The following is a 24,681-nucleotide window of genomic DNA, read 5'->3' as shown; positions in this document are numbered from 1 at the left end:
CATGAAGCTCACCGATACCTTTATCCAGCGCCCGGTCTGGGCCGTAGTGGTTTCGCTGTTTATCCTGATCCTGGGGCTACGTTCGATCTTCGAATTGCCGGTCAACCAATGGCCGCGAACCGAAAATGCGGTGGTCACTATTACCACCGCCTACTACGGCGCCGATGCAGCCACAGTTGCCGGGTTTATCACCCAGCCACTGGAGTCGGCGATCGCCCAGGCCCAGGGCATCGATTATCTGTCTTCGTCGAGTATTACCGGGGTCTCGACCATTACCGCCACGCTGCGGCTGAACTTCGACGCCAGCAAGGCCCTGACCGAGATCAACACCCAGGTCAACTCGGTCAAGAACCAGCTACCGGCCCAGGCCCAGGAGCCGGTGCTGTCGGTTGCGGTGGGGCAAACCACGGATGCCATGTACCTGGGGTTCTACAGCGACACCCTGCCCACCAATAACATCACCGATTATCTGGTGCGGGTGGTCAAACCCAAGCTCGACTCGATCCAGGGCGTGCAAACCGCAGAAATCCTCGGTGGGCGCCAGTTCGCCCTGCGTGCCTGGCTGGACCCGGGCAAACTGGCGGCCCATAACGTCACCGCCCAGGACGTAGTCGCGGCGCTGGCCAACAACAACTACCTGTCTGCCGTGGGTTCAACCCGCGGGCAAATGGTCACGGTAGACCTGACGGCCGGAACCGACTTGCACACGGTGGATGAATTCAAGCGGCTGGTGATCAAGAACAACGACGATGCCCTGGTGTACCTGGAAGATGTCGCCACTGTGACCCTGGGTGCAGAAAGCTACGACAGCAGCGTGGCGTTTTCCGGCAAACGTTCGGTGTTTGTCGGTATCAAAGCCGCGCCCAATGCCAATATCCTCAGCGTTGCCAGCAGCGTGCGCGACGCCTTCCCCGAACTGCAAGCGCAATTGCCTGCAGGCGTGCGCGGCGAAATCGTTTATGACTCCACAGCGTTCATCAATACTTCGATTGTCGAGGTGGTCAAGACCCTGGTGGAAGCAATGGTCATAGTGTCGGTGGTCATCTACCTGTTCCTCGGCTCATTCCGCGCGGTGATAGTGCCACTGGTGGCGATACCGCTGTCGCTGGTCGGCACCTTCTTTGTCATGTACCTGCTGGGTTACTCGATAAACCTGCTGACCTTGCTTGCATTGGTTCTGGCCATTGGTCTGGTGGTGGACGACGCGATTATCGTGGTGGAAAACGTCGACCGGCATATCAAGGAGCAAGGCAAAGGTGTATTTGAAGCCGCGTTGATGGCGGCGCGTGAACTGGGCGGCCCGATCATCGCGATGACGGTGGTGCTGATTGCCGCCTATGTGCCGATCGGGCTGCGCAGCGGCTTGACGGGGGCACTGTTCAAGGAGTTCTGTTTTTCCCTGGCCGGTGCGGTAACCGTATCGGCAGTGGTGGCCTTGACGCTGTCACCGATGATGACCTCCCGGCTATTGCAACCCGGGCAGGATGAAGGTCGCTTCGCGCGCCGGCTCGATCAGTGTTTTGACTGGCTGCGCGGGCGTTACCATCGCGTTTTGTCAGCCGGTCTGGATATCTGGCCGGTGCTGGTGACCTTTGGCTTTGTCCTGTTTGTACTGGTCGCCGCCAGTGGCATGACCGCCAAAAGCGAACTGTCACCGACCGAAGACCAAGGGCTGGTGTTCATGATGATCAAAGGCCCGCCGACAGCTGCACCGCAACAGATGGAGCGCATTGCCGACCAGGCGTTTCAGATCGCCAGCAAGGAGCCTGAATACGCGCAGATGTTCCAGCTGACCGGGCTGCCCGCCCTCAATCAGGGCCTGGGCGGGGTCTTGCTCAAGCCCTGGAGCGAGCGCACACGCTCCCAGGCCGAGCTGATCTTCGATCTTCAGCAAAAATGGAATCAGGTGCCGGGGGCCACCGTCGCTGCCTTCCCATTGCCTTCGTTACCGGGCGCCCAGGGATTGCCGGTGCAGTTTGTGATCACCACCACCGACTCGGTAGAAAACCTCAATGAAGTGGCTCAGGCCGTGATGGCCGAAGCCCAGAAGCAACAGCTGTTCTGGTTTGCCGACATGGACCTGAAACTGGACAAACCGCAGGCCAGACTGGTGGTCGACCGGGAAAAAATTGCCGCACTGGGCATGACCCAGGCAGATGTCGGCGCAGCCCTGTCAGCTGCATTGGGTGGCAACTACGTCAATTACTTCTCGACCGCCGGGCGCTCATACAAAGTCATCCCGCAAGTACTGCAGGTTGACCGGCTCAACCCCGAGCAGATTCTCGATTACTACATCCGTACGCCCGCCGGTGTGATGATCCCGGCGCGCACGGTGGCGCATATCGAGACCTCGACACAACCCGAGTCGATCAATCACTTCCAGCAGTTGAACTCGGCGACCCTCTCGGGCGTCAGCGGTGTGGCCCAGGGCGAGTTGCTGGCCAGGCTCAACACTATCCTGAGCGACATTGCGCCCTCGGGTTACACCTCGGACTTTTCCGGCGAGTCGCGTCAGTTCATGCAAGAGTCCGGCGGCTTTGTCGGCTTGCTGCTGTTCTCGATATTAATCGTCTACCTGGCCCTGGCCTTCCAGTTCGAAAGCTTCCGCGATCCGGTGGTCATTCTGTTCTCGGTGCCGCCGGCACTGTTTGGTGCGCTGGCCTTTATTACCATGGGCTTTGCTTCGATCAATGTGTACACCCAGGTGGGCCTGGTGACGCTGCTGGGGCTGATCACCAAGCACGGGATCCTGATCGTGCAATTTGCCAATGAACTGCAACGCGCAGGCCGCAGCAAGCGTGAGGCCATTGAGGAAGCCGCCGGCGTGCGTCTGCGGCCGATCCTGATGACCACGGCCGCGATGGTACTGGGCGTGGTGCCGCTGGTCTGGGCTTCCGGTGCCGGGGCTGCAGGGCGCCATGACATGGGGCTGGTGATCTTCGCCGGGCTGTCTATCGGCACCCTGCTGACGCTGTTCATGGTGCCGGCGATGTATATGTTTATCGGTTCCAGCCATCACCTCCAGGCTGCACGACCCTCGACAGATCCGCGCGGCGGATGAATACAGGGGGCAAGGTTGACAGGGTCGCATACGTGCTCTAGGTTGACGCAAACGTAAACGTAAGCACAAAAACAAGCCAAAACAATAATTATAAGAGAGCCACCCATGAGCACGATGGCGATACTGATATCCCTTCTGTTGTTGATGTTTTTCGCCTACCGGGGCGTGACGGTTTTGATCCTGGCGCCGTTGATGGCCGCGCTGGCCGTTCTTCTCAGCGGGGCAGCCGCAGATATCATGCCCACCTTTACCCAGCTGTTCATGAAGGAGCTGGGGCTCTATGTGATCAAGTTTTTCCCCCTGTTCATACTCGGTGCCCTGTTCGGCAAGCTGGTCGCCGACTCCGGAGCAGCGCATACCATCGCTGACTGGTTTATGCGCAAACTCGGCCATCGCCATGCAATTCTCACCGTAGTGCTGGCCTGTGCGCTGTTGACCTACGGTGGCGTATCGCTGTTTGTGGTGGCCTTTGCCGTATACCCGATCGGGGCGGCAATTTTTCGTGAGTCCGGCACGCCAAAACGCTATATGCCAGCGGCCATTGCGCTGGGGGCCTTTACCTTCACCATGACCGCGCTGCCTGGCGCACCGTCGATACAGAACTCGATTCCCACGGCTTACCTGGGCACCACCACCTTCGCCGCCCCGGGCCTGGGCATCATCGCGTCGATCGTCATGCTGTGGATGGGCAGCTGGATGCTGCAATCGCGAGCCCGCAAGGCAATGGCCAAGGGTGAAGGCTACGGCCCCCATGACGACGAAATAGCGTCGAATGCCAGCATAAAAAAACCCGGACTGCTCGTAGCCCTGCTGCCGATAATCGTGGTGATCGGCCTGAACGCGGCGTTCAGCTACTGGATCCTGCCTGCCCTGGACCTCAGCGTTTTGCGTGAAGAGCGCTTTGGCAATATCGACCCGGTGAGCGTCATAGGGCTGTGGTCCGTGCTGTTGGCCCTGATGTGCGCAATCGTATTTGTGATCCTGCTCAACTGGCGCCGCTGGGACAACCTGACGGTCACCCTCAACAAGGGCACCATCGGCGCCCTGCTGCCGATCTTCAACACAGCTTCGGAAGTGGCCTATGGCGCGGTGATCGCCGGTATGGCCGGATTTGCGCTGATCAAGGACACCATCCTCAATGTCTCGCCGGAGCATCCGCTGATTTCGGCCGTGCTCAGCATGAACGTGCTGGCAGGCATTACCGGCTCCTCGTCCGGAGGCCTGAGCATCGCCTTCCGCACCCTGGGCGCGGACTATCTGCGCATGATCGAAGCCGCGGGCATCAGCCCCGACCTGTTTCACCGGGTCGCTACCATTGCTGCCGGCGGCCTGGACACCCTGCCCCACTCGGGCGCGGTGATCACCTTACTGGCAATTTGTAACCTTACGCACCGCCAGTCCTACCCGCAAATTTTCATGATGACGACCGTTGTGCCCATGACCGCCTTGCTGGTGGTCATGGTGCTGGGTTCAACGTTCGGCAGCTTCTGACCATGGCGCATAACAACAAGGACTCGACCATGAACACGGCACCTCTCTCTCCCAGCGACCCGCAACGGGATGCTTCGCAGCGTTTCAATATTGCCCGGGCTTGCTGTGACCGCTGGGCTGACGACCCCGAACGCATTGCGATCATCCAGAAAAATGCCGATGGCACGGTTCAATACCACAGCTTTTTGGCCTTGCAACAACAGGCCAACCGCCTGGCCAACAGTTTGCGCACACAAGGTATCAACGCAGGTGACAGGGTCGGGATCATGCTCCCTCAAGGCCTGGAGGCCGGCACCGCTCATATCGCGCTGTACAAGCTGGGCGCCATTGCGGTTCCGCTGTTCAAGCTGTTCGGTGCGGACGCCATCGAACATCGCGCTTCGAACTGTTCAATGCGTGCGCTGATCACCGACGCCAGCGGCCTGCAGAAGATCGACGGAATTCGTGCCGGCCTTGCCCACTTGCATCTGTGCTACGTTATCGATGCACCCGCGCATCGTAATGACGTGCTTGATTACCATGAGCAACTGCAGTGCCACAGTGACCAGTTCGAGACCCTCGATACGGCGGCCGAGGATCCGGCACTGATCATCTACACCTCCGGCACCACCGGCCATCCTAAAGGCGCTTTGCATGCCCATCGCGTGTTGCTCGGGCATTTGCCCGGCGTGCGCAGTTCACACGACGACTTCCCCCAGCCCGGTGACCGGATGTGGACCCCGGCAGACTGGGCATGGATTGGCGGGTTGCTCGATGTGCTGCTACCTGCCTGGTATCACGGCGTGCCGGTGGTGGCCCACCGCGCTGACAAGTTTGTACCTGAAGACGTATTTGCCCTGATTGAAGCATTGCAGATTAAAAATGTCTTCTTCCCGCCCACCGCCCTCAAGCTGTTACGCCCTGTCGAAAACCCGCAACAGCGCTGGCATCTCGCGCTGCGGTCGGTTGCCAGTGGTGGCGAGTCACTGGGTGATGAACTGTTGGCCTGGGGCGACCAGGCGCTGGGCGTGCGCATCAATGAATTTTATGGCCAGACCGAATGCAATCTGGTGGTGTCCTCCTGCGCCAGCCAGGGGATCTACCGCCCCCATGCCATTGGCCGCGCGGTCGAGGGGTTTGACGTGGCCATCGTCGACGACTATGGCGTGCCCGTGCCCACAGGTGGTTCAGGGCATATTGCCGTGGCCACGCCCAACGGCAGCCAGATGCTGCGCTATTGGGAAAACAGCCAGGCCACTGCCGAGAAATACCTCAACGGCTGGCTGGTGACGGGCGACAAGGGCTCGATGGATGAGGATGGCTATATCTTCTTCCTTGGACGCAACGATGACGTCATCACCAGCGCAGGCTATCGCATCGGACCGACCCCCATCGAAGACTGCCTGATCAAGCATCCGGCGGTGAAAATGGCGGCGGCTATCGGCAAGAAAGATCCGATTCGTACCGAGGTGGTCAAGGCGTTTGTCGTCCTCAACCACGGCTACGCCGCCAGCAACAACACCATACGCGAGCTGCAGGCGCATGTTCGCGCACAACTGGCGGCCCATGAGTACCCCCGTGAAATTGAATTCCTCGACGAACTGCCCATGACCACGACGGGCAAAATCATTCGCAAGGCCCTGCGCGAACTGGAAGAACAACGTACTGCGATGGAGCTGCAAGCATGAATTTTCTAGGAAAGGCTTTCGACGAAATTACCCGGGGCGAAACGTTTGGCCAGTCGCTGACCATCGATGCGTCACACATCAGCCGTGCCTGCGGCATGTTTGGTGACTTCAAACCGTTGCACAGCGATGCCCAATTTTGTGCCAGCAGCCGTTTCGGTCGACCGATCCTGCATGGGCCAATGACCAGCGCCTTCATGTCTGCTTCCATCGGCATGTACTTCTACGGCACCGCCGTGGCCTACCTTGAGCATAACTGCCGGTTTATCGCTCCGGTGTTTGCAGGCGACACCCTGAGTGTCGAATGGACCATTACCGAAACCCTCGACAAACCCCGCAGCAATGGCGGTATTGCCGTACTCAACGGCTATTGCAGCAACCAGCGCGGCGAGCAGATTGCCGAGGCCAGCGGCAAGATTTTGCTCAGCAATCGGACGCCGGTTTAGACCTTTTCCAACAGCCCGGCTGGCTGTGAACATTGCCCGCCACGACAAGTCGGCGGGTCCTTGAGGATGAATATGATATGTCCCGGCTAACGACCTCTCTGCAAGACAGCGCCGCCCCCGATGGAGTCTGTTATGGCTGCGGCAGCCACAACCCTCACGGCTTGCATATCAAGAGTTACTGGCACGCAGACGGTGTGCATGTGATTGCCGAACACCTGCCGGACCCCAAATATTGCGGTTGGCCCGAACTGGTATACGGCGGCATGATCGCCATGCTGGTGGACTGCCATTCGAACTGGACGGCCATGGCTTATCACTACCGCATGGAGCAGCGCGATGCGGCCAGCCTGCCGCGGATCAATTGCGTCACGGGCAACCTGGGAATCAAATTTATCAAACCGACGCCCATGGGCGTGCCGCTGACCTTGCGGGCCCGGGTGGAAGGCGACGTGGGGCGTAAAACGCGGATTATATGCGAGGTCTATGCCGGGGATGTGCTGACGGCGGTGGGCGATTCGATTTTCGTACGGGTCGACACCGGGCAACTGGCCACGGCAGCCCATGGCCGCGCTGCGGGTTAAAGCTGATCGGCGTGACATCATCGCGAGCAAGCTCGCTCCCACCCTGATTGCCAGCAGCGCAATCGGTGGGAGCTGACTGGTCCGGGATCCAGCCGTTATTTACTCAGGACTCTGGCGTCTTTGGTGCGGATCTCCTTGATCACCGCATTGACGCGATTGACCAGCACATAGTGGCCGCTGATTTGCACCCACTGTTCATGTTCATCAGGTTTTGGCAGGCCCCGGGCGTGCCAGTCCTTGATCGCCTCCGCGTCCCGGATGAATTGATCAGGCGCCTTGTCGCCGTTGCCATAGCAACTGCTCAGGTCCATGGACTCAGCCAGTATCTGCCCCGGCTTGCAGTCCCCGGGTTTGTCGTCATCAGCCTGTGCTGCGTAAGGCATGGCGCACAAAAGACCGGCCATTATTGATGCAGAAATCAAGCTGCGCATGTTCACCTCAACGTATGGGAGTACAGGCTTTATGGACAAGCCCTCACTGCAGTACGTTCCAATATCTTAATCAAGAATATTGATCACGAGATCAGCAATGACGATTGGACTGCACTTATAGCTTGAGGTGAAGTAACCACAAGGCCGCTGAAAATAATAAACGGCCATTTGTGGAGAACAGCATGTCATTCAATATCAACAGCTTCAAGCTTGAGGGACGTCGGGCCCTGATCACCGGATCAGGCCAGGGTATCGGGCTTGAACTGGCCCGCGGCCTGGGCGCAGCTGGCGCAACGGTGGTGATCAACACTCGCAATATCGATAAATCTCGTGCCGTGGCCGCTCAACTGCGCGACGAAGGGCTGAAGGCTGAATCCGTGGCCTTCGATGTGACCGACCGCGAGCAATTGCTAGCCGCGATCAACACCTTTGAGAGCGATGTCGGGGCCATCGATATTCTGGTCAACAACGCCGGCATCCAGCGTCGTGCGCCACTGGAGGACTTCAGCGCCAGCGACTGGCACGACGTGATGCGCACCAACCTGGACGGTGTGTTCCATGTTTCCCAAGCTGTTGCGCGGCACATGATCGCCCGCGGTCGCGGCAAGATCATCAATATCTGCTCGGTGCAAAGCCAGCTGGCACGCCCGACCATCGCCCCTTATGCCGCCTCCAAAGGCGCAGTGAAGATGCTCACCAAAGGCATGTGCGCCGAGTGGGCACGGCATGGCATCCAGGCCAATGGCCTGGCCCCGGGCTATTTTGCCACCGAAATGAATCGCGCCCTGGTCGATAACCAGGAGTTTTCCGAGTGGCTGTGCAAGCGCACCCCGGCTGGCCGCTGGGGCCGGGTTGATGAGCTGTGCGGAGCCGCGGTGTTCCTGGCTTCGCCGGCTTCGGACTTTATCAACGGGCAAACCCTGTTTGTGGACGGGGGCCTGACCAGCGTTGTTTGACCCGCACCTGAAAAACAATAACAAGGAACACCCCATGAGCACGCTTAAAGAACCAGCACTGCCCTTGAGCGAGATCGGCAGTGCGCAGGTCAAGACCCAGGGCTTCGCGACCAAACGCTGGCTGTATCTGATCCCGCTGATATTCATTACTTACAGCCTGGCCTACCTGGACCGGGCCAACTACGGCTTTGCCAGTGCGGCGGGCATCGAGCAGGACCTGGGCATCACCAAGGGCATGTCCTCGCTGATCGGTGCGCTGTTTTTTCTCGGTTACTTTTTCTTCCAGGTACCGGGGGCGATCTACGCGCAGAAGTACAGCGTGCGCAAACTGGTGTTCTGGAGCCTGATCCTGTGGGGCTTTTGCGCCATGGCCACGGGGTTGGTGACCAATATCCCGATGCTGATGTTTATTCGGGTTTCCCTGGGCATTGTCGAAGCGGCCGTGATGCCGGCCATGCTGATTTTCATCAGCAACTGGTTCACCCGCAAAGAGCGCTCGCGGGCCAATACCTTCCTGGTGCTGGGCAACCCGGTGACCGTATTGTGGATGTCGGTACTGTCCGGCTACCTGATCCAGGCCTGGGGCTGGCGCGAAATGTTCATCATTGAAGGCGCGCCAGCGGTGCTCTGGGCCTTCGTCTGGTGGCGCATGGCGCGAGACAGGCCTGAACAGGTGAACTGGTTGACGCCACAGGAAAAAGCCCGACTGGCGGCGACCCTGGCTGATGAACAGAAAGGCATGCAACAAGTGCGCAATTACCGTCAGGCGTTTACCAGCCCTGTGGTGATCCAGTTGTGCTGTGTGCATGCGCTGTGGAGCATTGGCGTGTACGGTTTTATCATGTGGCTGCCGAGCATTATCAAACAGGCAGCGGCGGCGGACATCGTGACAGTTGGCTGGCTAAGCGCAGTTCCTTATGTCGCAGCGGTAGCGACGATGCTGGCTGTGTCCTGGGCTTCGGACAAAACCCAGCAGCGCAAACCCTTCATCTGGCCGCTGCTGGCCCTGGGGGCGCTGGCCTTCTTCTGCTCGTTCCTGCTCGGGTCTTCACATTTCTGGTTGTCGTTTGCTTTGCTGACTATTGCCGGTGCTGCACTTTACGCACCTTATGGGCCTTTTTTCGCACTGATACCGGAGATTATTCCTTCGAACGTGTTCGGCGGAGCCATTGGCCTGATCAATGCCTGTGGCGCCCTGGGGGCCTTTGTCGGCTCCTGGATCGTGGGCTACCTGATCGGCCTTACCGGCAATCCGGGGGCGGCGTATATCTTTATGACGGCCGGGGTGCTGTCTTCGGCATTGCTGATGGCCTGGGTGAAAGTGCTGCGCTAGACATATCCAGCTTTGAGAGTGTTTCTCAAAGGGGTGACAGCGAAACAGGGAATGTTATACAGTATCAGTACTTTATAACATTCCCTTGCCAGCGACCCTTCAATGACCCTCCCTACTCCCCCCTTGAATCAGCGCCTGCTGTCCATCGATGCCCTGCGGGGCCTGGTTATCCTCTTTATGCTGCTGGACCACGTGCGCGAGACATTCTTCCTGCACCGGCAAGTAGCCGACCCGATGAATATCGAGATCACCGACCCTGCACTGTTCTTCAGCCGTACCCTGGCCCATCTGTGTGCGCCGGTATTTGTCTTGCTGACCGGCCTGTCGGCGTATCTGTATGGCGAAAAGTATCAGGGCAAACGCGATGTTTCGGCGTTCCTGTTCAAGCGCGGGCTGTTTCTGGTGCTGCTGGAGTTCACTCTGGTCAACTTCGCCTGGACTTTCCAGTTGCCGCCGTCGGTGATCTACATGCAGGTCATCTGGGCCATTGGCGTCAGCATGATCGCCCTTGCCGCCCTGGTGTGGCTGCCACGCCCGGTTTTGCTGATACTTGGCCTGGGAATCATCGCCGGACACAATCTGCTGGATAACCTGCATTTTGCGGCGGGGTCGATGATGCATGTGCCCTGGGCGATTTTGCATGATCGCGGCTGGATTGAAGTGGGCGACAGCTTACGCATGCGCACGTCCTATCCGGTGTTGCCGTGGATCGGCGTGATTGCTCTGGGTTATTGCCTGGGCCCCTGGTTCACCCGCTCCACCCCACCAGCCTTGCGCCAGCGCTATCTGTTGCTGGCGGGCAGTGGCGCCCTGCTCGGCTTTATGCTGCTGCGTTTGTTCAATGGCTATGGCGAAGCCCCCTGGGCAAGCCATGACTCCGCCATGCACAGCGTGATGAGTTTTTTCAATATCACTAAATACCCGCCTTCGCTGTTGTTTCTCGCCTTGACCCTGGGTGTGGGCCTGTTGCTGTTGCTGACGTTTGAGCGGGCACAACAACGCAAGTGGATCAGCACCCTGGCCGTGTTTGGCGCAGCCCCGATGTTTTTCTATCTGTTGCATCTGTATGCACTCAAAGTACTGTACCTGGCCAGTGTTGCCCTGTTTGGCTTGAATCAGGGCAACTATTTCGGTTTCGACAGTATCGGGGCGGTCTGGTTAACGGCCGTGCTGCTGGCCATTTCGTTGTATTTGCCGGTGCGCTGGTTCGCCAACTTGAAAGCCCGCCGGCGGGATATCACCTGGCTCAAGTATTTCTGATTCTGACGGCGCCCCCCTTTGCCCAACAGGATCGATTATCATCTCGCCGCCGGTCCCCCCTAGCGGGGGGTTAAAAGGGAATCCGCAGTGCTTTTACAGCACCCAACGGAACTGCCCCCGCAACTGTAGATGACGAGCCTGCTCCAAGATTGCCACTGGGATACCCCCCGGGAAGGCTGGAGCAAGCGATGACCCATCAGTCAGGAGACCTGCCGGCAAAGTCCACACACTAACCGGCGGGGTGTCCGGGGAGGCATCCTGCTTTGTACTGTTGCTGCAGCAGTACCCGATGATGCATTCCCGTCCGTGCACCTATGCCCCGTGTACGATCAAATGGAGATTGCATCATGCTGTTGCACCGCGTTGTTACGCTCATGGTCACGCTGGCCTTGCCGGCCCTGGCTCATGCGACCCCCACGCAATACCCCCTGACCCTGCAGAACTGCGCCACCCCGCTGACGTTTGAGCATGCCCCCAAAAGCGCGGTAACCATTGGCCAGGCCGGCACCGAAATGCTCTATGCCCTGGGCCTTGGTGACAGGCTGGTGGGTACTTCTTTGTGGTTCAACGATGTCCCCGTGCAATACCAGGCACAGAACGACAAGGTTGAGCGCCTGGCCGACAATGACCCGAGCTTTGAAGCCGTCATTGGGAAACGCCCGGAGCTGGTGGTCGTGCAGCTGGAGTGGATGGTGGGGCCGCAGGGTGTGGTGGGCACCCGCGAGCAGTTTCACGAACTGAAGATACCGACTTACCTGATGCCTTCTGACTGCGAGGGCAAAGACAACCTGGTTGGCGCCGACGGCACGCGCATGCAGCCATTCAGTATCGACACTGTCTACAAGAGCATCAGCCAGCTGGCAGAGATCTTCGATGTGCAGGCGCGCGGTGAACAACTGAACAACCAGCTCAAGGCGAGCCTGGAAAAATCCATTGCCTCGCTCAAGGGCAAGGACCTGAGCGCCACCAGTGCGCTGTTCTGGTTCTCCAGTGCGGACATGGATATCGACCCATATGTTGCCGGGCGCAAGGGTATCCCCGACTTTATGCTCAACACCCTGGGCGTGCGCAATGTGGTGGAGTCCGATGAAGAATGGCCAACTGTCGGCTGGGAAACCCTGGCCAAGGCCAACCCGACATTTTTGGTCATCGCGCGCATGGATCGCCGACGCTTCCCGGCGGATGACGTCGAGAAAAAACTTGAATTCCTGCGTACCGACCCGGTAACCCGCAATATGGATGCCGTGAAAAACAACCGCATCATTGTCCTCGATGCCCACGGGATGCAGGCCAGCCTGCGCCTGTTCGACGGCATCGAAACACTCGCAACTGCGATCAGCCGCCACGACCTGCCTAAATGACTGCACGGTTGATCACTGCCTTCGCCGCCTGTACAGCACTGCTGCTGGCTGTACTCGCCGGGGTCGCTATCGGTGAAACTCCGATCGCACCCGATGTGGTGCTGCAGGTACTGGCCAACAAACTGTGGGGCGCCGGGCATGCACTGGACCCGATCGACGAAGGCATTGTCTGGAACTATCGCCTGACCCGAGCTCTGGTGGCCGCGGCCTGCGGTGCGGGGCTGGCCATCTGCGGCGTGGTATTGCAGTCCTTGCTGCGCAACCCGCTGGCCGACCCCTACCTGCTGGGCATTTCTGCCGGGGCGTCCACAGGTGCCGTTGTGGTCGCGGTGCTTGGCCTGGGCGCCGGGGCCATTTCACTGTCGGCCGGGGCCTTTGCCGGGGCAATTTGCGCCTTTGCCCTGGTTATTCTGCTGGCACGGGCCAGCGGGCCCTCCGGTGTAAGTGCCCAGATTATCCTGGCAGGCATTGCCGGTTCTCAGTTGTTCAACGCAATCACTGCCTTCCTGATCACCAAATCGGCCAGTTCCGAGCAGGCTCGCGGGATCATGTTCTGGTTGCTGGGCAATCTCAGTGGCGTGCGCTGGCCTTCGGTATGGCTGGCAGTGCCTGTAGCGGTGCTGGGGCTGGCGGTGTGCCTGTGGCATCGACGGGCGCTGGATGCATTCACCTTTGGTGCGGACTCAGCGGCCTCATTGGGTATCCCGGTGCGCCGGGTGCAGCTATTGCTGATCAGTTGTGCGGCGCTGGTGACGGCGGTGATGGTGTCGATTGTAGGCTCCATCGGTTTTGTCGGGCTGGTCATTCCCCACGCCGTGCGCTTGCTGGCCGGTACCGGGCATGGCCGCCTGCTGCCCGTCAGCGCCCTGGGCGGGGCCTTGTTCCTGATTGCCGCCGATGTGCTGTCACGCACCTTGATAAAAGGCCAGGTGATTCCCGTCGGCGTGGTCACTGCCCTGGTGGGCGCGCCCGTATTTGCGCTGATCCTGATCGGCCGGAGACATGCACGATGACGGTACTGAGTTGTAGCAACCTGAGTTACCGCGTGGGTGATGCCCAGCTGTTGCAGGGCATCACCCTCAGTGTGCAGCGCGGCGAAACCCTGGGGATAGTCGGGCCCAACGGCTCCGGCAAGTCCACATTGCTCAAGCTGCTGGCCAACCTGCGGGTGCCCGGCCAGGGCCAGGTTTTACTGCACGGGCAAGCGCTGCGCAAAATGAGCCAGCGCAACATTGCGCAAACCCTGGCGGTGGTCGAGCAGCATGCCGACACCCACGACAGCATTGGCGTTTTTGATGCCGTCGCGCTGGGCCGTACACCCTGGCTGTCGGCACTAAGCCCGTGGTCAGCCAGGGACACGGCCATTGTCGAGCAGGCACTGGCCGATGTGGATGCTACGCATCTGCGCAACCGTACCTGGCGCGGGCTCTCGGGTGGTGAGCGACAACGCGTGCATATCGCCCGGGCCCTGGCCCAGCGCCCGCAAATCCTGTTGCTGGATGAGCCCGCCAATCATCTGGATATCCAGCATCAGCTGGCCATATTAAAAACCATACATGCCCTGCCCGTGACCACCCTGATCGCCATGCACGACCTCAATCAGGCCCTGAGCTGTGATCGCCTGGCGATTCTTGAACGTGGCCGTTTGATGGCGCTTGGTAAACCCCTTGAAGTCCTGACCCCGCAACGGCTGCAGAGCACATTCGGGGTACAGGCGCATTACCTGACTGACCCTTTTGACGGCGCGCAGATCCTGCGTATGTGCGTTTGAATGCTATTTAAGAGAGCCACCCATGCGTATTTCATCCCTGACCCTGCTGCTGACCACTGCCCTGCTCTGTACTTCGGCACTGGCACAAACCCACGAAGTGAAAATGCTCACCCGCAGTGCCACGGCCGGTATGGTCTATGAACCGGATTACCTGCAGATCGCCCCCGGCGACACGGTCAGGTTCATCCCCACACAAAGCGGCCACAATGCGGCCACACTGCCCGGACTGCTGCCTGAAGGTGCGCAACCGTTCAAGGGCAAGATCAACCAGGAGGTAGAGCAAACCTTCAGCGTGCCCGGCCTCTACGGCATTCAATGCACCCCGCACCTGGCCATGGGCATGGTCATGCTGATTCAGGTAGGCGAACCTTCTGCCGAGCCCCCGGTGCTGCCCGCCACGTTACCCAAACGCGCACTGGACCGTTTGACTGCTGCACTGCAACAGCAGCAGGTGGCGAAATGAGTGCCGTGGGTACGCGCTCCGCGATCCTGATCGCCCTCGCCAGCCCCCTGGCCGTGGCGGAGTCGGCCCAGGAGCAAGCCAAGGGCTTTATTGAAGACAGCACCTGGAGTGTGGTCAACCGTACGGTCTACGACAGCCGTGAGTATCGCCACGGAGCCAGCAACAGCGGCGCACGCAATGCCTATAAATCGCGCTCCGATCGCAATGGCTATGCCGAAGAGTGGGCCTACGGCTTGATGGGCACCCTGCAATCAGGCTTTACCCAGGGCCTGATCGGTGTCGGGGTGGATGCCCACGCCTATATGGGCCTCAAGCTGGACAGTGGCGGCGGTCGCGCCGGCAAGGCCCGCCTGCTTGGGCTGGACAACGACGGCTACCCCAAGGACAACTACGGCCGGGGTGGCGCGGCGCTCAATCTGCGTATGTCAAACACGGTGCTGTCCTGGGGCGAGCAGCGGGTCAAGACCCCGGTGTTCAGCTCATCCGACAGCCGCTTGCTGCCGGAAACGGCCACGGGGGTGTTCCTCACCAGCAACGAGTTCAATGCCCTTAAAATGGTCGGTGGGCATTTCACCGAAAGCACCGACCGCAATGCCAGCAGCCACAATCAAGGCTTTGTGGTCAATTATTCCAATGGCCCCAAAGGCAATGCATTCGACCTGGCCGGGCTGGTGTATACCCCGAGCAAAAACCTCAGCGCCAGCCTTTACACCTCGCGCTACGAAGACACCTGGAACCAGCATTACCTGGGCGCCGTCTTCAGCCACGCGCTGGATGAAAACCGCTCGCTGTCGCTGAACCTCAACCTGTACCGCACAACCGATGAAGGCAAGGCGCTGTCGGGCAATATCGATAACACCACCTGGAGTTTGCTGAGCACCTATGCCCAGGGCCCGCACAGTTTCAGCGTGGGCTATCAGAAAGTGCATGGCAACACGCCATTTGATTATGTGACACGGGGCGCGATTTTCCTGACCAATGCGGTCCAGCTATCTGACTTCAACGCACCCAACGAACAATCATGGCAAGCGCGTTACGACCTGGCGATGACACCCTGGGGTATGCCGGGGCTGGTGTTCAGCGCAGCGTATGTGCGAGGTAGCCAGATTGACGGCAGCCATGTGGATCCGCGGGGCGGCTATGCGTACCTGGGCTATGGCAAAGGCGGGAAGCACTGGGAACGGGATCTCGAAGCGCGCTATGTGGTGCAGAGCGGTGCAGCCAAGGGCACCATCATGTCATTGCGACATAATGTCCATCGCGGCAATACCGCACAGGCCGAACTGGATGCGGACCAGATACGCCTGGCGGTCGAATACCCGCTGACGGGCCGGTTTTAGGTAAACCAACCGTAGCAGTTGCCGAAGGAACGAGGCTGCTGCTACGGCGTTTAACTGCGAATCAGTGCATCGAACCATGATCGTGGTGCATCGGCATGCTATTAAGTGCACGCGCCTCGGCCTTCACCTCAATCTGTTCCTTGACCCCTTTGCTGTCTTCAACAATAAGGGTCAAAGGTACCTGGTCACCGGCTTTGACCTGATTGACCAGGTCAATCAGCATCACATGGTAGCCCTCAGGTTCGATAGCCACGCTCTTGCCCGCCGGTAGCGCTACCGATGTCACTGGCTGCATGCTCATCACGTCGTTTTGCATCTTCGATTCGTGGATCTGTACGGTCTTGGCTACCGGAGAACGGACTTCAACCAGCTTGCTGTCGGTGCTCGAAGTAATGTGCATAAAGGCACCGGTCGAAGGCTGACCGGCCACGGTGGCGCGCACCCAGGCATCATCAACAACGGTTTGCGCAGAAACGTGCAGGCTCATGCCCAGCAGTGACAACAGTAGATACTTAACAGGCTTCATAGGGTTGGCTCATTCCAAAGTGCACAGGATTAGCAGACTGACATCACGGTGAGCAGGTCTTCGGCACACTGCTTGGCTGACAGTGAAGGCGACAGGCCAAGACGCAACACACCACGGGAATCGAAAACGAAACTGGTTGCGGTGTGAGACAGGGTGTAAGAGTCACCGGTAGGGATCTTCTCGTAAAACACCTTGAATTCCTTGGCCGTAGCCGCGGTTTCTTCCAGGGTGCCGGACAAGGCAATAAAGCTCGGGTCAAAGGCTTTTACATAGGCATCAAGCATCTCCGGCTTGTCGCGCTCCGGGTCCAGGGTGATAAACACCACCTGCAAGCGGTCGCCGTCGGGGCCCATCATTTTCTTCGCCTGGGCGGCACGGGCCAGGGCGGTCGGGCACACGGCCGGGCACTGGGTAAAGCCGAAGAAAATCATCGGCATCATCCCGCGAAAACTGCCCAGCATCATCTCGATGCCTTGAGCATCCCTGAGCTTGAATTTGCGCCCGAGGATTTCATTGCTGAGGTCTTTGCCGTACTTGTATGACAAGCCGCTGCCAGGGTCGCAACCTGCGATCAAGCCCAGGCTGAGCAAGCCAAGACCGGTGACTACGCGGCGGCGAGTCAGTAAATCATTCATGTCAGGTTCCTTTAAGCGGCCTTTTCCAACGGAAAAGGCCTTTAACCTGCGTATTATCAGGCAGGTGTGTACGCTGCCCGATGCCAGGAGTGACCGGCTTGGCGCGCACGATTGCTGTGGGGTAGACGTGTTGCATGGGCGCAGAATTTACCACTGTCGCTAGACTGTCGCACGGCAGTCACGCCCCTCAATGGTGCACTACAGCGCCAGCAGCCTGTAAAACCGGGGGATGCAGCAACGCCTGCGACAAATCGACACAGGCATGATTTCTGGCGGATTCAGCGCTTTGCACTATGGGCAATCACCTGTCGCACCGTTATAAACAGCAACGCAGACAACACGGCATACAGGCCAAAGAGCCAGGCCGCAGCATTGGCGGCACCCTCCACGCCACCCGGAGCGGATAAACCGGCCATATTCGCAATCATCCCCGCCAGTGCCGCGCCAATCGCCGTGGCAATCAGTTGCACGGTGGTAATGGACGCACCGGCAATGTCCTTTTCGCTGTCAGGCACATTAGCCAGTACTCGGGTAAGCAGATGCGGCCACGCCAGCCCGATCCCTGTACCGACGCCGATCATTGCCAGGGAAACGCCGGTCAGGCTGATCAATGAACTGCCGCTTTGCGGCACACAGACAGCCGCCAGTGCCAGCCCCGACACCACAAATACGGGGCCGCAGCAGATTGCCCGGTTGGCAGATGCCAGCGCCAGGCCGCTGCTGTAAAGCGCACCAAGGGTCCAGCCGGCCGCCATCAGTGCTGCAATATAGCCCGCCACCAGCGGGGTTTGCAGATGCAAAACCTGCAAGAAGTACGGTACAAACACTTCGCTGGTCATGCCAATGACCATCAGGCTCATCGACAGATAGATCGGCAACAGCGCACTGCCAGGGCTCAGGCTGTGCTTGGGCAACATGCGGTGTCTGTCGCTGCTTTCAACACGGTACACGGCATACAGCAGTACCAGCCCGATCACCAGCCCAAGCGCGTTATACAGCGGCGATGGCTTGATGCTGCCCAGGGCAATCGCCATCACCACGCCAGTCAACAGCAACAGTTGCAGCCAGGGCAAGACCAGACGAGGTGATGCCTCGACTCTTTTCCCGGGCAGCATGGCCCAGGCCAGCAGCATAAACAGCAGGGTTACCGGGATCAGCGCCCAGAATGCTGCACGCCAGGCATCGTACTGCGCAAACACCCCGCCAACGGCCGGGCCAATCAAGGTCGCGGCGCCCCACATTCCTGAAATCAGGGCCATTGCCCTTGGCCACAGGGTTTGGTTGAACACCAGTCGGATCATTGAATATGGCAGGGCAAACAACAGTCCGCCGCCAAGGCCTTGAATGGTGCGCCCCAACACCAGCACGGCCATGTCAGGGGCGCTGCTGCACACCCCGCAACCCAGCGCAAAGACCAGCCCGGCGAGGCTATACGCGAGCCTGGGGCCAAGGGCCGACAGGCATTTGGCCGACACTACCGAGCCAATGATCGAGGCCACCACAAACAGTGTGGTGTTCCAGGCGTAGTAATCCAGCCCGCCGATATCCTTGACCACCGAGGGCAAGATGGTTGTCACCAGATACACGTTGATGGCATGCAACGCCACTCCGCCTGCCAGTGCCACCGATCGCAGCCCGTTGCGGCCCCATAGCAATGCCGACCATCCCGATGCCGTTGTCATTTCCCTTCCTTGAGTTCCATTTCGATGCAATCAGCCTATTATAAAAGCAAATGCTTTGGTAATTATTTATCCTCCAGGCGGTATGATCCCCCCATAAACCTCATTACCCTGATGGCTTTGTTCTATGCTCGCGACTGACTCCCCTGATGCTGCACGCAACAACGGTGCCACTGCCGAGCGGATCCTGTTTCTGCTGAAAACCCGCGGGCCGCTGAAAACCGCGGATCTTGGGGCAATGCTCGATATCACCCCGGAAGCTGCGCGCCAGCAGGTCCAGAAGCTGGTAGACGGCGCCATGATCGTTGGCTGCCTGATGCCGCCGGTTGGGGCCGGGCGCCCTTCGCAAAAATGGGTGTTGACCGATGCCGCTCAAGCCAGATTCCCCAATACCCATGCGCAGCTCACGGCGCAGTTGATTGATTCAATCAAGCTGATCTACGGCAATGAAGGGATCGACAAAGTGGTCGAGAGCATGGAACTGGCCAATACCCGCGAATACGTTGCAGCCTGTGAGCAAGGGCGAAACCTGCAAGAGAAAGTTCAGGTGCTGGTGGCCATACGCGACAGCGCCGGGTATATGGCGAGCATGGAAGCTGAAGGCGAGAACTGGCTGATCATCGAAAATCACTGCCCGATCTGTGTTGCAGCGCAGCAATGCCAGGGCTTTTGCCGGGCAGAGTTGCAAGTGTTCCAGGCGGCCATCGGGGACTCGGGGCAGGTTGAGCGAACAGAACACATGATCACAGGCAGTCGCCGTTGCGTGTATCGGGTAACCCCTGCTTGACGCGCATTTTTTTCACATAGGCTTCACCTCTCCGCCACTTCCTCCCGATTAACGTGCTGGCCATAACTTACGTCGATAACAGGCGCGCAGATGGAAAGCATGGCTGGCGTTGTACCTTGCAATACCCGCACTCGAGGTGTTGAGCGCTGGGCAATACCCGGTTTGATCCTGGCTTTTGTCGTATTTTATCTTTTGCCGCTGATGAGCCACGGCTTATGGATACCTGACGAAACCCGCTATGCCCAGATCAGCCAGGAAATGCTCCATAGCGGCAACTGGGTAGCCCCACACTTTATGGGCTTGCGCTATTTCGAGAAGCCGGTTGCCGGTTACTGGATGATCGCCATCGGGCAAGCTGTATTCGGTGACAACCTGTTTGGTGTGCGGATCGCCTCGGCACTGAGTACCGGGCTGAGTGTCTGGCTGGCATGGCTGATTGCCGGGCGCCTGTGGCATGACCCGCGCAAGCGTTTTGCCAGCGCACTGCTGTATATGAGTTTTGGACTGGTGGCCGGGCAAGCCGGCTATGCCAACCTCGACCCGCAGTTCACCTTCTGGGTCAACCTCAGTCTGGTAGCACTCTGGTATGCCTTTGACAGCACCACCCGCCGCGCGCGCATCGGTGCCTGGGCCGTGCTGGGCGTGGCCTGCGGCATGGGCTTTATGACCAAGGGGTTTCTGGCCTGGTTACTGCCCGTGTTGATCGCCGCTCCCTATGCCTTGTGGCAGCGGCGCGTCAAGGAAGTGCTGAGCCATGGCCCGTTGGCGATCCTTGTCGCAGTGGCTGTCTGCCTGCCGTGGGCGCTGGCGATCCACCATCAGGAACCGGACTTCTGGCAGTTTTTTTTCTGGAACGAACACGTACGCCGTTTCAGCGCGGCCGATGCACAACATACCCAACCCTGGTGGTTCTACCTGCCGATCCTGTTGGCCGCCAGCCTGCCCTGGGCGGCCTTGCTGCCGAAAACCCTGATGGATGCCTGGAAACACAAGCGCCAACCTGCGATCGGCTTTCTGCTGTTGTGGATGCTGCTGCCACTGGCCATCTTCAGCATGAGCAAGGGCAAGCTGCCCACCTACATCATGCCGTGCCTGCTGCCTTTGGCGCTGCTGATGGGCCGAGCCGTGGTTTCATGGATTGAACAGGCAAAGGGCCGCACCCTGCGTATCAACGGCCTGTTGAATGTGCTATTGGCGGTTGCCGGCCTGGTTGGACTGGCTTACCTGCAATTCAGTCGCCCGGTGTATGAGAACACCGAGGTGTTCAGCCTGTCTCTGGCCTATATCGTGTTGCTGGGCTGGCTGCTTAGCAACGCCCTGCAAGCCCTACGCCCGCTGCTGCTGTGGGCAGCACCTGCGATGGGCATGGGTGTGCTGGTGGCGCTGTTGCCCGCTGCGATGCCGGGAGTGATCATCAACAGCAAAATGCCCGATCAGTTTATTGCCGAGCATGTACAGGAACTGAGTCAGGCCCGCACGCTGCTCAGCAATGACCTGGGCGCGGCATCGGCCCTGTCCTGGCGCCTGGGTCGGCCTGATATCACGCTCTATAACAGCACCGGAGAGCTTAAATATGGTTTGGGTTATGCCGATTCAGCCGGGCGTCAGGTTGATATGGATAGCATCGATCGCTGGATGAAGGAGGCACGTTTACGCGGCTCGGTCGGCGTGGTCATGCGCGCTCATTCGGCACTGGAAACCCACGAAGTCGAGCTGCTGCCGCTGGGTGGCAAGCGCTACGAACGCGGTGATCTCGCGATTTTCATCTTTCCCAAGGTTCAGCCTGTATGACTCTGATCAAACGCTGGAACAGCGAGCAAAAAGGCTTGCTGGTGTTGTTGGCCGTATCTGCCCTGCTCTTGTTGCTGGGCCTGGGTTCACGGGAGCTCTGGGGCCCGGAAACCCGCTGGGCCAATATCGCCCTGCAGATGCTGCAGAGCGGTGATTACCTGGATCCTTATCTGAAAGGCTCGCCCTACTACGACAAGCCCCTGCCCTCGTACTGGCTGATCACGGCAACCGCAAGCTTGATGGGTGGCCTGGGCAACTGGTCCTTGCGCCTGTCATCCGTTATTGCCGCCTGGCTAAGCGTGTGGCTGGTGTACCTGCTCGGCGAGCAGTTGTTTCGCAAGGGCACCGGGCTGATCGCTGGCTGGATGCTGGCCACGACCTTCTACTTTGTATTCTGGGCGCGGGTGGCCACGGCGGACATCCTTACGGTGTTTGGCTTGCTGGCGGCAGTCTGGTGGTACTGGCGCGGCCCCGATGACACCCGTCTGAGCCGGTACTGTGTGTTTTTCCTGTTGCTGTCCCTGACCTCGCTGCTCAAGGGGCTGATCGGTTTTATCCTGCCAGGGCTGGTGCTGTTGCCTCATCTGCTAAGTGAACAACGCTGGAAGCGTCATCTGAACCTGCGTTTGCTCCTCGCCCTGGTGGTTGCCGGGGCCGTATATATGCTGCCCTTCGTGCTGTCCCACCTGTATGGCGCGCCCACCTATGGCGAAAGCGGGCTGGAACTGGTGCTACGTGAAAACGTGGTGCGGTTCTTCAACCCCTTTGACCATATGGGGCCGATCTACACCTACCTGATCTACTTGCCGGCCTACACCCTGCCCTGGGCACCATTCTGGATGATCGGGCTGTGGGTGGCCGTACGTCAATGGCGGCATATCGAGCCCAATACGCGGTGGCTGGTGTGGGGGCTGGGTTTGCTGTTTGTATTTTTCACCGCCAGCGGCAGCCGGCGCAGTTATTACGTGTTGCCGCTGGTGCCGTTGGCCCAGCTGCTGGCGGCCTGGTGGGTGACCCGGCGCATGGCGCAAGGCAAAACCAACCCGCGCCGCTGGAACATCGGTTTCGGCATGAGTGCGACGTTACTGCTGTTGGTGCTGGGGGTGTTCTATCCGTGGTCCAACGGCGGCGGCGGGGTTATCCAGTTTGGCCAGGATGTGAAAGCGCGGGCCAGCCAGCAGGCGCCCTGGGATCAGTGGCGCATGGTGATGATTGATGTCGACAACAAACTGCCCATGTATGTGCAGAATGAAGGCGAGCCGTTCTTCTATATCGACCAGAGCCAGGATTACCCTCGCGATGGCGACAGTGCCGGGTTAATGGCCTGGCTGGACAAAACCAGCGGCCAGCATTTCAACCCGCAACGTACGCTGATTTTTGCCCAGTACCGCAGTGGCGATCCCCTGCCCCTTGGCTACTTGAGCGTGGATCACCAGACCCTCACCAGCCAGCCGGACAATGGCGACCGGTTGTTGCACAAACGCGAAGGTGGCAGCGTGGTGTATATCCCGCAATTACCCTGACCATACCCTTTGGTAGCGGGCTTGCTCGCGATAGAAGCGACGCGGTGTACCTGTCACGGCGCGTCAATGCAATCGCGAGCAAGCTCGCTCCCACCGGTACTCAGAGAATTCGGTAGAGCAGGCGTTCGATCCGTACCCGGCTTACGCGACGCAGGAACTTGGCCACCGCTGGCGGATAATCAGCCAGGGTTTCCAGGTTCTTGAAGTTGTCGATACGCTGGGTGTGGGCGAAGATCGCTTCCAGCTCCTTGCAGCGCGGTTCCAGCAATTCACGGCGTGGGTCGTCGATCAACAGGCCGTTTTCCAGATCCAGGCGGAATGCCCGTGGATTGAGGTTATTGCCGGTCAGCAAGGTGTAGCGGTCATCCACCCACATGCCTTTAAGGTGGTAGGTGTTGTCACCTTCGCGCCACAGATGCAGGTTCAACAGACCGTTGTCGATCATGCGCTGATGGCTCTTGGCGAAGCGGCGCAGGCTCAGCTCATACAGATACGGCAGCGCTGCGATAACCCGAAACGGTTCGCTCGGCGGGATATAGAAGTCGTTGGCGGTCTTGTCGCCCACCACGATATCAATCCGCACTTCACGTTCCAGAGCCCGGTTGATTTCACGAGTCACCGGCAATGGCAGGTTGAAGTACGGGGTGCAGATGGTCAGCTGTTGCTGGCTGCTGGCGATCAGTTCACAAATAACCCGGCTCAGCTGATTGTTTTTACCCACCCCCAGTAGCGGGCTGACCGACAGGCCAAAGTGGCCGACAGTCCCGGCGCTGGTATCGTAGCTGGCTTTTTTCAGGTGGCTGCGAAAGTCCCCGATAGCGCTGCGCAGGCTGCGAGTGGTAGGCAATGTGGGCAGGTCGAGGCGATGCACGGCCTTGCTCTCGATCAGATCATGCTGGACAAAGTGCTGCATGCTGTCAGCCAGCGGTTTGTTGTGCAGCAGGTGGTAACGGTCGAATCGATACTTGTCGAGCTTGTGCAGGTACACGTTGTTCAGGCTTGCACCGCTGTAGATCACGCAGTCATCCACGATAAAGCCCTTGAGATGCAGCACCCCGAACAGTTCGCGGGTCTGCACCGGCACGCCATAAATCGGCACATGGGTGTCGTGGGCTGCGGTTTGTGCCTGATACCAGGCCGCGTTGCCGGGCTGTTTGCCTGCACCGATCAACCCGCGCTGGGCGCGCAGCCAGTCAACCACCACGGCAATTTCCAGCTCGGGGCGCGCGGCCTTGGCGGCGTGCAGGGCATCGAGGATCTCCTGCCCGGCTTCGTCCTGTTGCAGGTACAAGGCCACCAGCGTGATGCGATGGCGTGCACCTGCAATCTGCTCCAGCAGGCAGCGGCGAAAATCCGCAGGGCTGGGCAAGATGCTCAGCGCATCGGCGGACAACGGAAAGCTGCGCAGTTTAGGCAGCAAGGAGCGTTTGAAGAGCGACGGCATAGGGCTCGCTAAGGGTCGAATGCGAAGAGCCGCAAAGCTTACACGATTCTGTGATGTGTAGCCTCAATGCGGGAGCTGGCTTGCCTGCGATGCAAACGACGCGGTCGATCTGGCAAACGACAGCGATGCTTTCGCGAG

General features: G+C 59.3%; 21 protein-coding genes and 1 riboswitch. Of the genes, 16 read left to right on the top strand and 5 right to left on the bottom strand.

The window, feature by feature from the left end; genetic code table 11:
- Window position 1: 1 nt before the first annotated feature.
- The 5 genes from HBN79_RS03455 (at window position 2) to HBN79_RS03435 (ending at window position 7,243) form a co-directional block, all read left to right on the top strand.
- On the top strand, window positions 2-3,061 hold the full coding sequence (locus HBN79_RS03455; protein ID WP_169916295.1) for an efflux RND transporter permease subunit: 3,060 nt from the start codon (window positions 2-4) through the stop codon (window positions 3,059-3,061).
- Between the two features lie 105 nt (window positions 3,062-3,166).
- Window positions 3,167-4,552, top strand: coding sequence for a GntP family permease (locus HBN79_RS03450; protein ID WP_095000237.1), 1,386 nt, complete (start codon window positions 3,167-3,169; stop codon window positions 4,550-4,552).
- 29 nt (window positions 4,553-4,581) lie between these two features.
- Complete coding sequence (locus HBN79_RS03445) at window positions 4,582-6,219, top strand: AMP-binding protein (protein ID WP_095019213.1); 1,638 nt, start codon at window positions 4,582-4,584, stop codon at window positions 6,217-6,219.
- Window positions 6,216-6,662, top strand: coding sequence for a MaoC/PaaZ C-terminal domain-containing protein (locus HBN79_RS03440; RefSeq protein WP_169916292.1), 447 nt, complete (start codon window positions 6,216-6,218; stop codon window positions 6,660-6,662). Before HBN79_RS03445 ends, HBN79_RS03440 begins: the two co-directional genes overlap by 4 nt.
- Before the next feature lie 77 nt (window positions 6,663-6,739).
- Window positions 6,740-7,243 carry a PaaI family thioesterase gene (locus tag HBN79_RS03435; RefSeq protein WP_169916289.1) on the top strand — a complete coding sequence of 168 codons (504 nt, stop codon included), beginning with the start codon at window positions 6,740-6,742 and terminating at the stop codon, window positions 7,241-7,243.
- Window positions 7,244-7,338: 95 nt separating this feature from the next.
- On the opposite strand, the gene HBN79_RS03430 is transcribed toward HBN79_RS03435, so the two are convergent.
- A complete protein-coding gene (locus HBN79_RS03430) occupies window positions 7,339-7,674 on the bottom strand; it encodes an RcnB family protein (protein ID WP_095000240.1) in 336 nt (111 codons plus the stop codon).
- A 182-nt stretch (window positions 7,675-7,856) separates the two neighbouring features.
- Between HBN79_RS03430 and HBN79_RS03425 the strand changes: the two genes are divergently transcribed.
- From HBN79_RS03425 to HBN79_RS03390, 8 genes are all read left to right on the top strand, one after another.
- The gene (locus tag HBN79_RS03425; protein ID WP_095000241.1) at window positions 7,857-8,630 is read left to right on the top strand and encodes an SDR family NAD(P)-dependent oxidoreductase; all 774 of its coding nucleotides are present in this window, start codon (window positions 7,857-7,859) and stop codon (window positions 8,628-8,630) included.
- A gap of 34 nt (window positions 8,631-8,664) precedes the next feature.
- Window positions 8,665-9,963 (top strand): MFS transporter, encoded by a 1,299-nt coding sequence (locus HBN79_RS03420; RefSeq protein ID WP_095019175.1) that lies wholly within the window; start codon window positions 8,665-8,667, stop codon window positions 9,961-9,963.
- A gap of 102 nt (window positions 9,964-10,065) precedes the next feature.
- Window positions 10,066-11,223 carry a DUF1624 domain-containing protein gene (locus HBN79_RS03415; RefSeq protein ID WP_095019936.1) on the top strand — a complete coding sequence of 386 codons (1,158 nt, stop codon included), beginning with the start codon at window positions 10,066-10,068 and terminating at the stop codon, window positions 11,221-11,223.
- Between the two features lie 33 nt (window positions 11,224-11,256).
- A riboswitch (cobalamin riboswitch) is annotated at window positions 11,257-11,455 on the top strand.
- A gap of 115 nt (window positions 11,456-11,570) precedes the next feature.
- The gene (locus HBN79_RS03410) at window positions 11,571-12,584 is read left to right on the top strand and encodes an ABC transporter substrate-binding protein (protein ID WP_095024681.1); all 1,014 of its coding nucleotides are present in this window, start codon (window positions 11,571-11,573) and stop codon (window positions 12,582-12,584) included.
- Window positions 12,581-13,597: an iron ABC transporter permease gene (locus tag HBN79_RS03405; protein WP_095019937.1), complete on the top strand. Its 1,017-nt coding sequence runs from the start codon at window positions 12,581-12,583 to the stop codon at window positions 13,595-13,597. Before HBN79_RS03410 ends, HBN79_RS03405 begins: the two co-directional genes overlap by 4 nt.
- Window positions 13,594-14,355, top strand: a complete 762-nt coding sequence (locus HBN79_RS03400) for an ABC transporter ATP-binding protein (protein ID WP_095019938.1) — start codon at window positions 13,594-13,596, stop codon at window positions 14,353-14,355. The genes HBN79_RS03405 and HBN79_RS03400 overlap by 4 nt, the downstream gene beginning before the upstream one ends.
- A 22-nt stretch (window positions 14,356-14,377) precedes the next feature.
- Window positions 14,378-14,818, top strand: a complete 441-nt coding sequence (locus HBN79_RS03395) for a pseudoazurin (RefSeq protein ID WP_095000247.1) — start codon at window positions 14,378-14,380, stop codon at window positions 14,816-14,818.
- Window positions 14,815-16,158, top strand: coding sequence for an OprD family porin (locus HBN79_RS03390; protein WP_169916287.1), 1,344 nt, complete (start codon window positions 14,815-14,817; stop codon window positions 16,156-16,158). Before HBN79_RS03395 ends, HBN79_RS03390 begins: the two co-directional genes overlap by 4 nt.
- Window positions 16,159-16,219: 61 nt before the next feature.
- On the opposite strand, the gene HBN79_RS03385 is transcribed toward HBN79_RS03390, so the two are convergent.
- The 3 genes from HBN79_RS03385 to HBN79_RS03375 form a co-directional block, all read right to left on the bottom strand.
- The gene (locus tag HBN79_RS03385; RefSeq protein ID WP_095000249.1) at window positions 16,220-16,684 is read right to left on the bottom strand and encodes a copper chaperone PCu(A)C; all 465 of its coding nucleotides are present in this window, start codon (window positions 16,682-16,684) and stop codon (window positions 16,220-16,222) included.
- A gap of 29 nt (window positions 16,685-16,713) precedes the next feature.
- Window positions 16,714-17,319 carry an SCO family protein gene (locus tag HBN79_RS03380; RefSeq protein ID WP_169916285.1) on the bottom strand — a complete coding sequence of 202 codons (606 nt, stop codon included), beginning with the start codon at window positions 17,317-17,319 and terminating at the stop codon, window positions 16,714-16,716.
- Window positions 17,320-17,597: 278 nt separating this feature from the next.
- Window positions 17,598-19,001 carry an MFS transporter gene (locus HBN79_RS03375; protein ID WP_169916284.1) on the bottom strand — a complete coding sequence of 468 codons (1,404 nt, stop codon included), beginning with the start codon at window positions 18,999-19,001 and terminating at the stop codon, window positions 17,598-17,600.
- 124 nt (window positions 19,002-19,125) lie between these two features.
- On the opposite strand from HBN79_RS03375, the gene HBN79_RS03370 reads away from it, so the two are divergent.
- From HBN79_RS03370 to HBN79_RS03360, 3 genes are all read left to right on the top strand, one after another.
- Window positions 19,126-19,785 carry a hypothetical protein gene (locus HBN79_RS03370; RefSeq protein ID WP_095000252.1) on the top strand — a complete coding sequence of 220 codons (660 nt, stop codon included), beginning with the start codon at window positions 19,126-19,128 and terminating at the stop codon, window positions 19,783-19,785.
- Window positions 19,786-19,875: 90 nt separating this feature from the next.
- A complete protein-coding gene (gene arnT, locus HBN79_RS03365; RefSeq protein ID WP_169916282.1) occupies window positions 19,876-21,576 on the top strand; it encodes a lipid IV(A) 4-amino-4-deoxy-L-arabinosyltransferase in 1,701 nt (566 codons plus the stop codon).
- Between the two features lie 5 nt (window positions 21,577-21,581).
- The gene (locus tag HBN79_RS03360) at window positions 21,582-23,099 is read left to right on the top strand and encodes a glycosyltransferase family 39 protein (protein ID WP_095032330.1); all 1,518 of its coding nucleotides are present in this window, start codon (window positions 21,582-21,584) and stop codon (window positions 23,097-23,099) included.
- A 100-nt stretch (window positions 23,100-23,199) separates the two neighbouring features.
- On the opposite strand, the gene pssA is transcribed toward HBN79_RS03360, so the two are convergent.
- Window positions 23,200-24,543 carry a CDP-diacylglycerol--serine O-phosphatidyltransferase gene (gene pssA / locus HBN79_RS03355; protein ID WP_169916280.1) on the bottom strand — a complete coding sequence of 448 codons (1,344 nt, stop codon included), beginning with the start codon at window positions 24,541-24,543 and terminating at the stop codon, window positions 23,200-23,202.
- Window positions 24,544-24,681: the final 138 nt, after the last annotated feature.

Origin of the sequence: Pseudomonas sp. WS 5051, from assembly GCF_012985715.1 — a bacterium.
Classification (GTDB): domain Bacteria; phylum Pseudomonadota; class Gammaproteobacteria; order Pseudomonadales; family Pseudomonadaceae; genus Aquipseudomonas; species Aquipseudomonas bubulae.
This window is presented reverse-complemented; position numbering and strand designations above follow the sequence as displayed.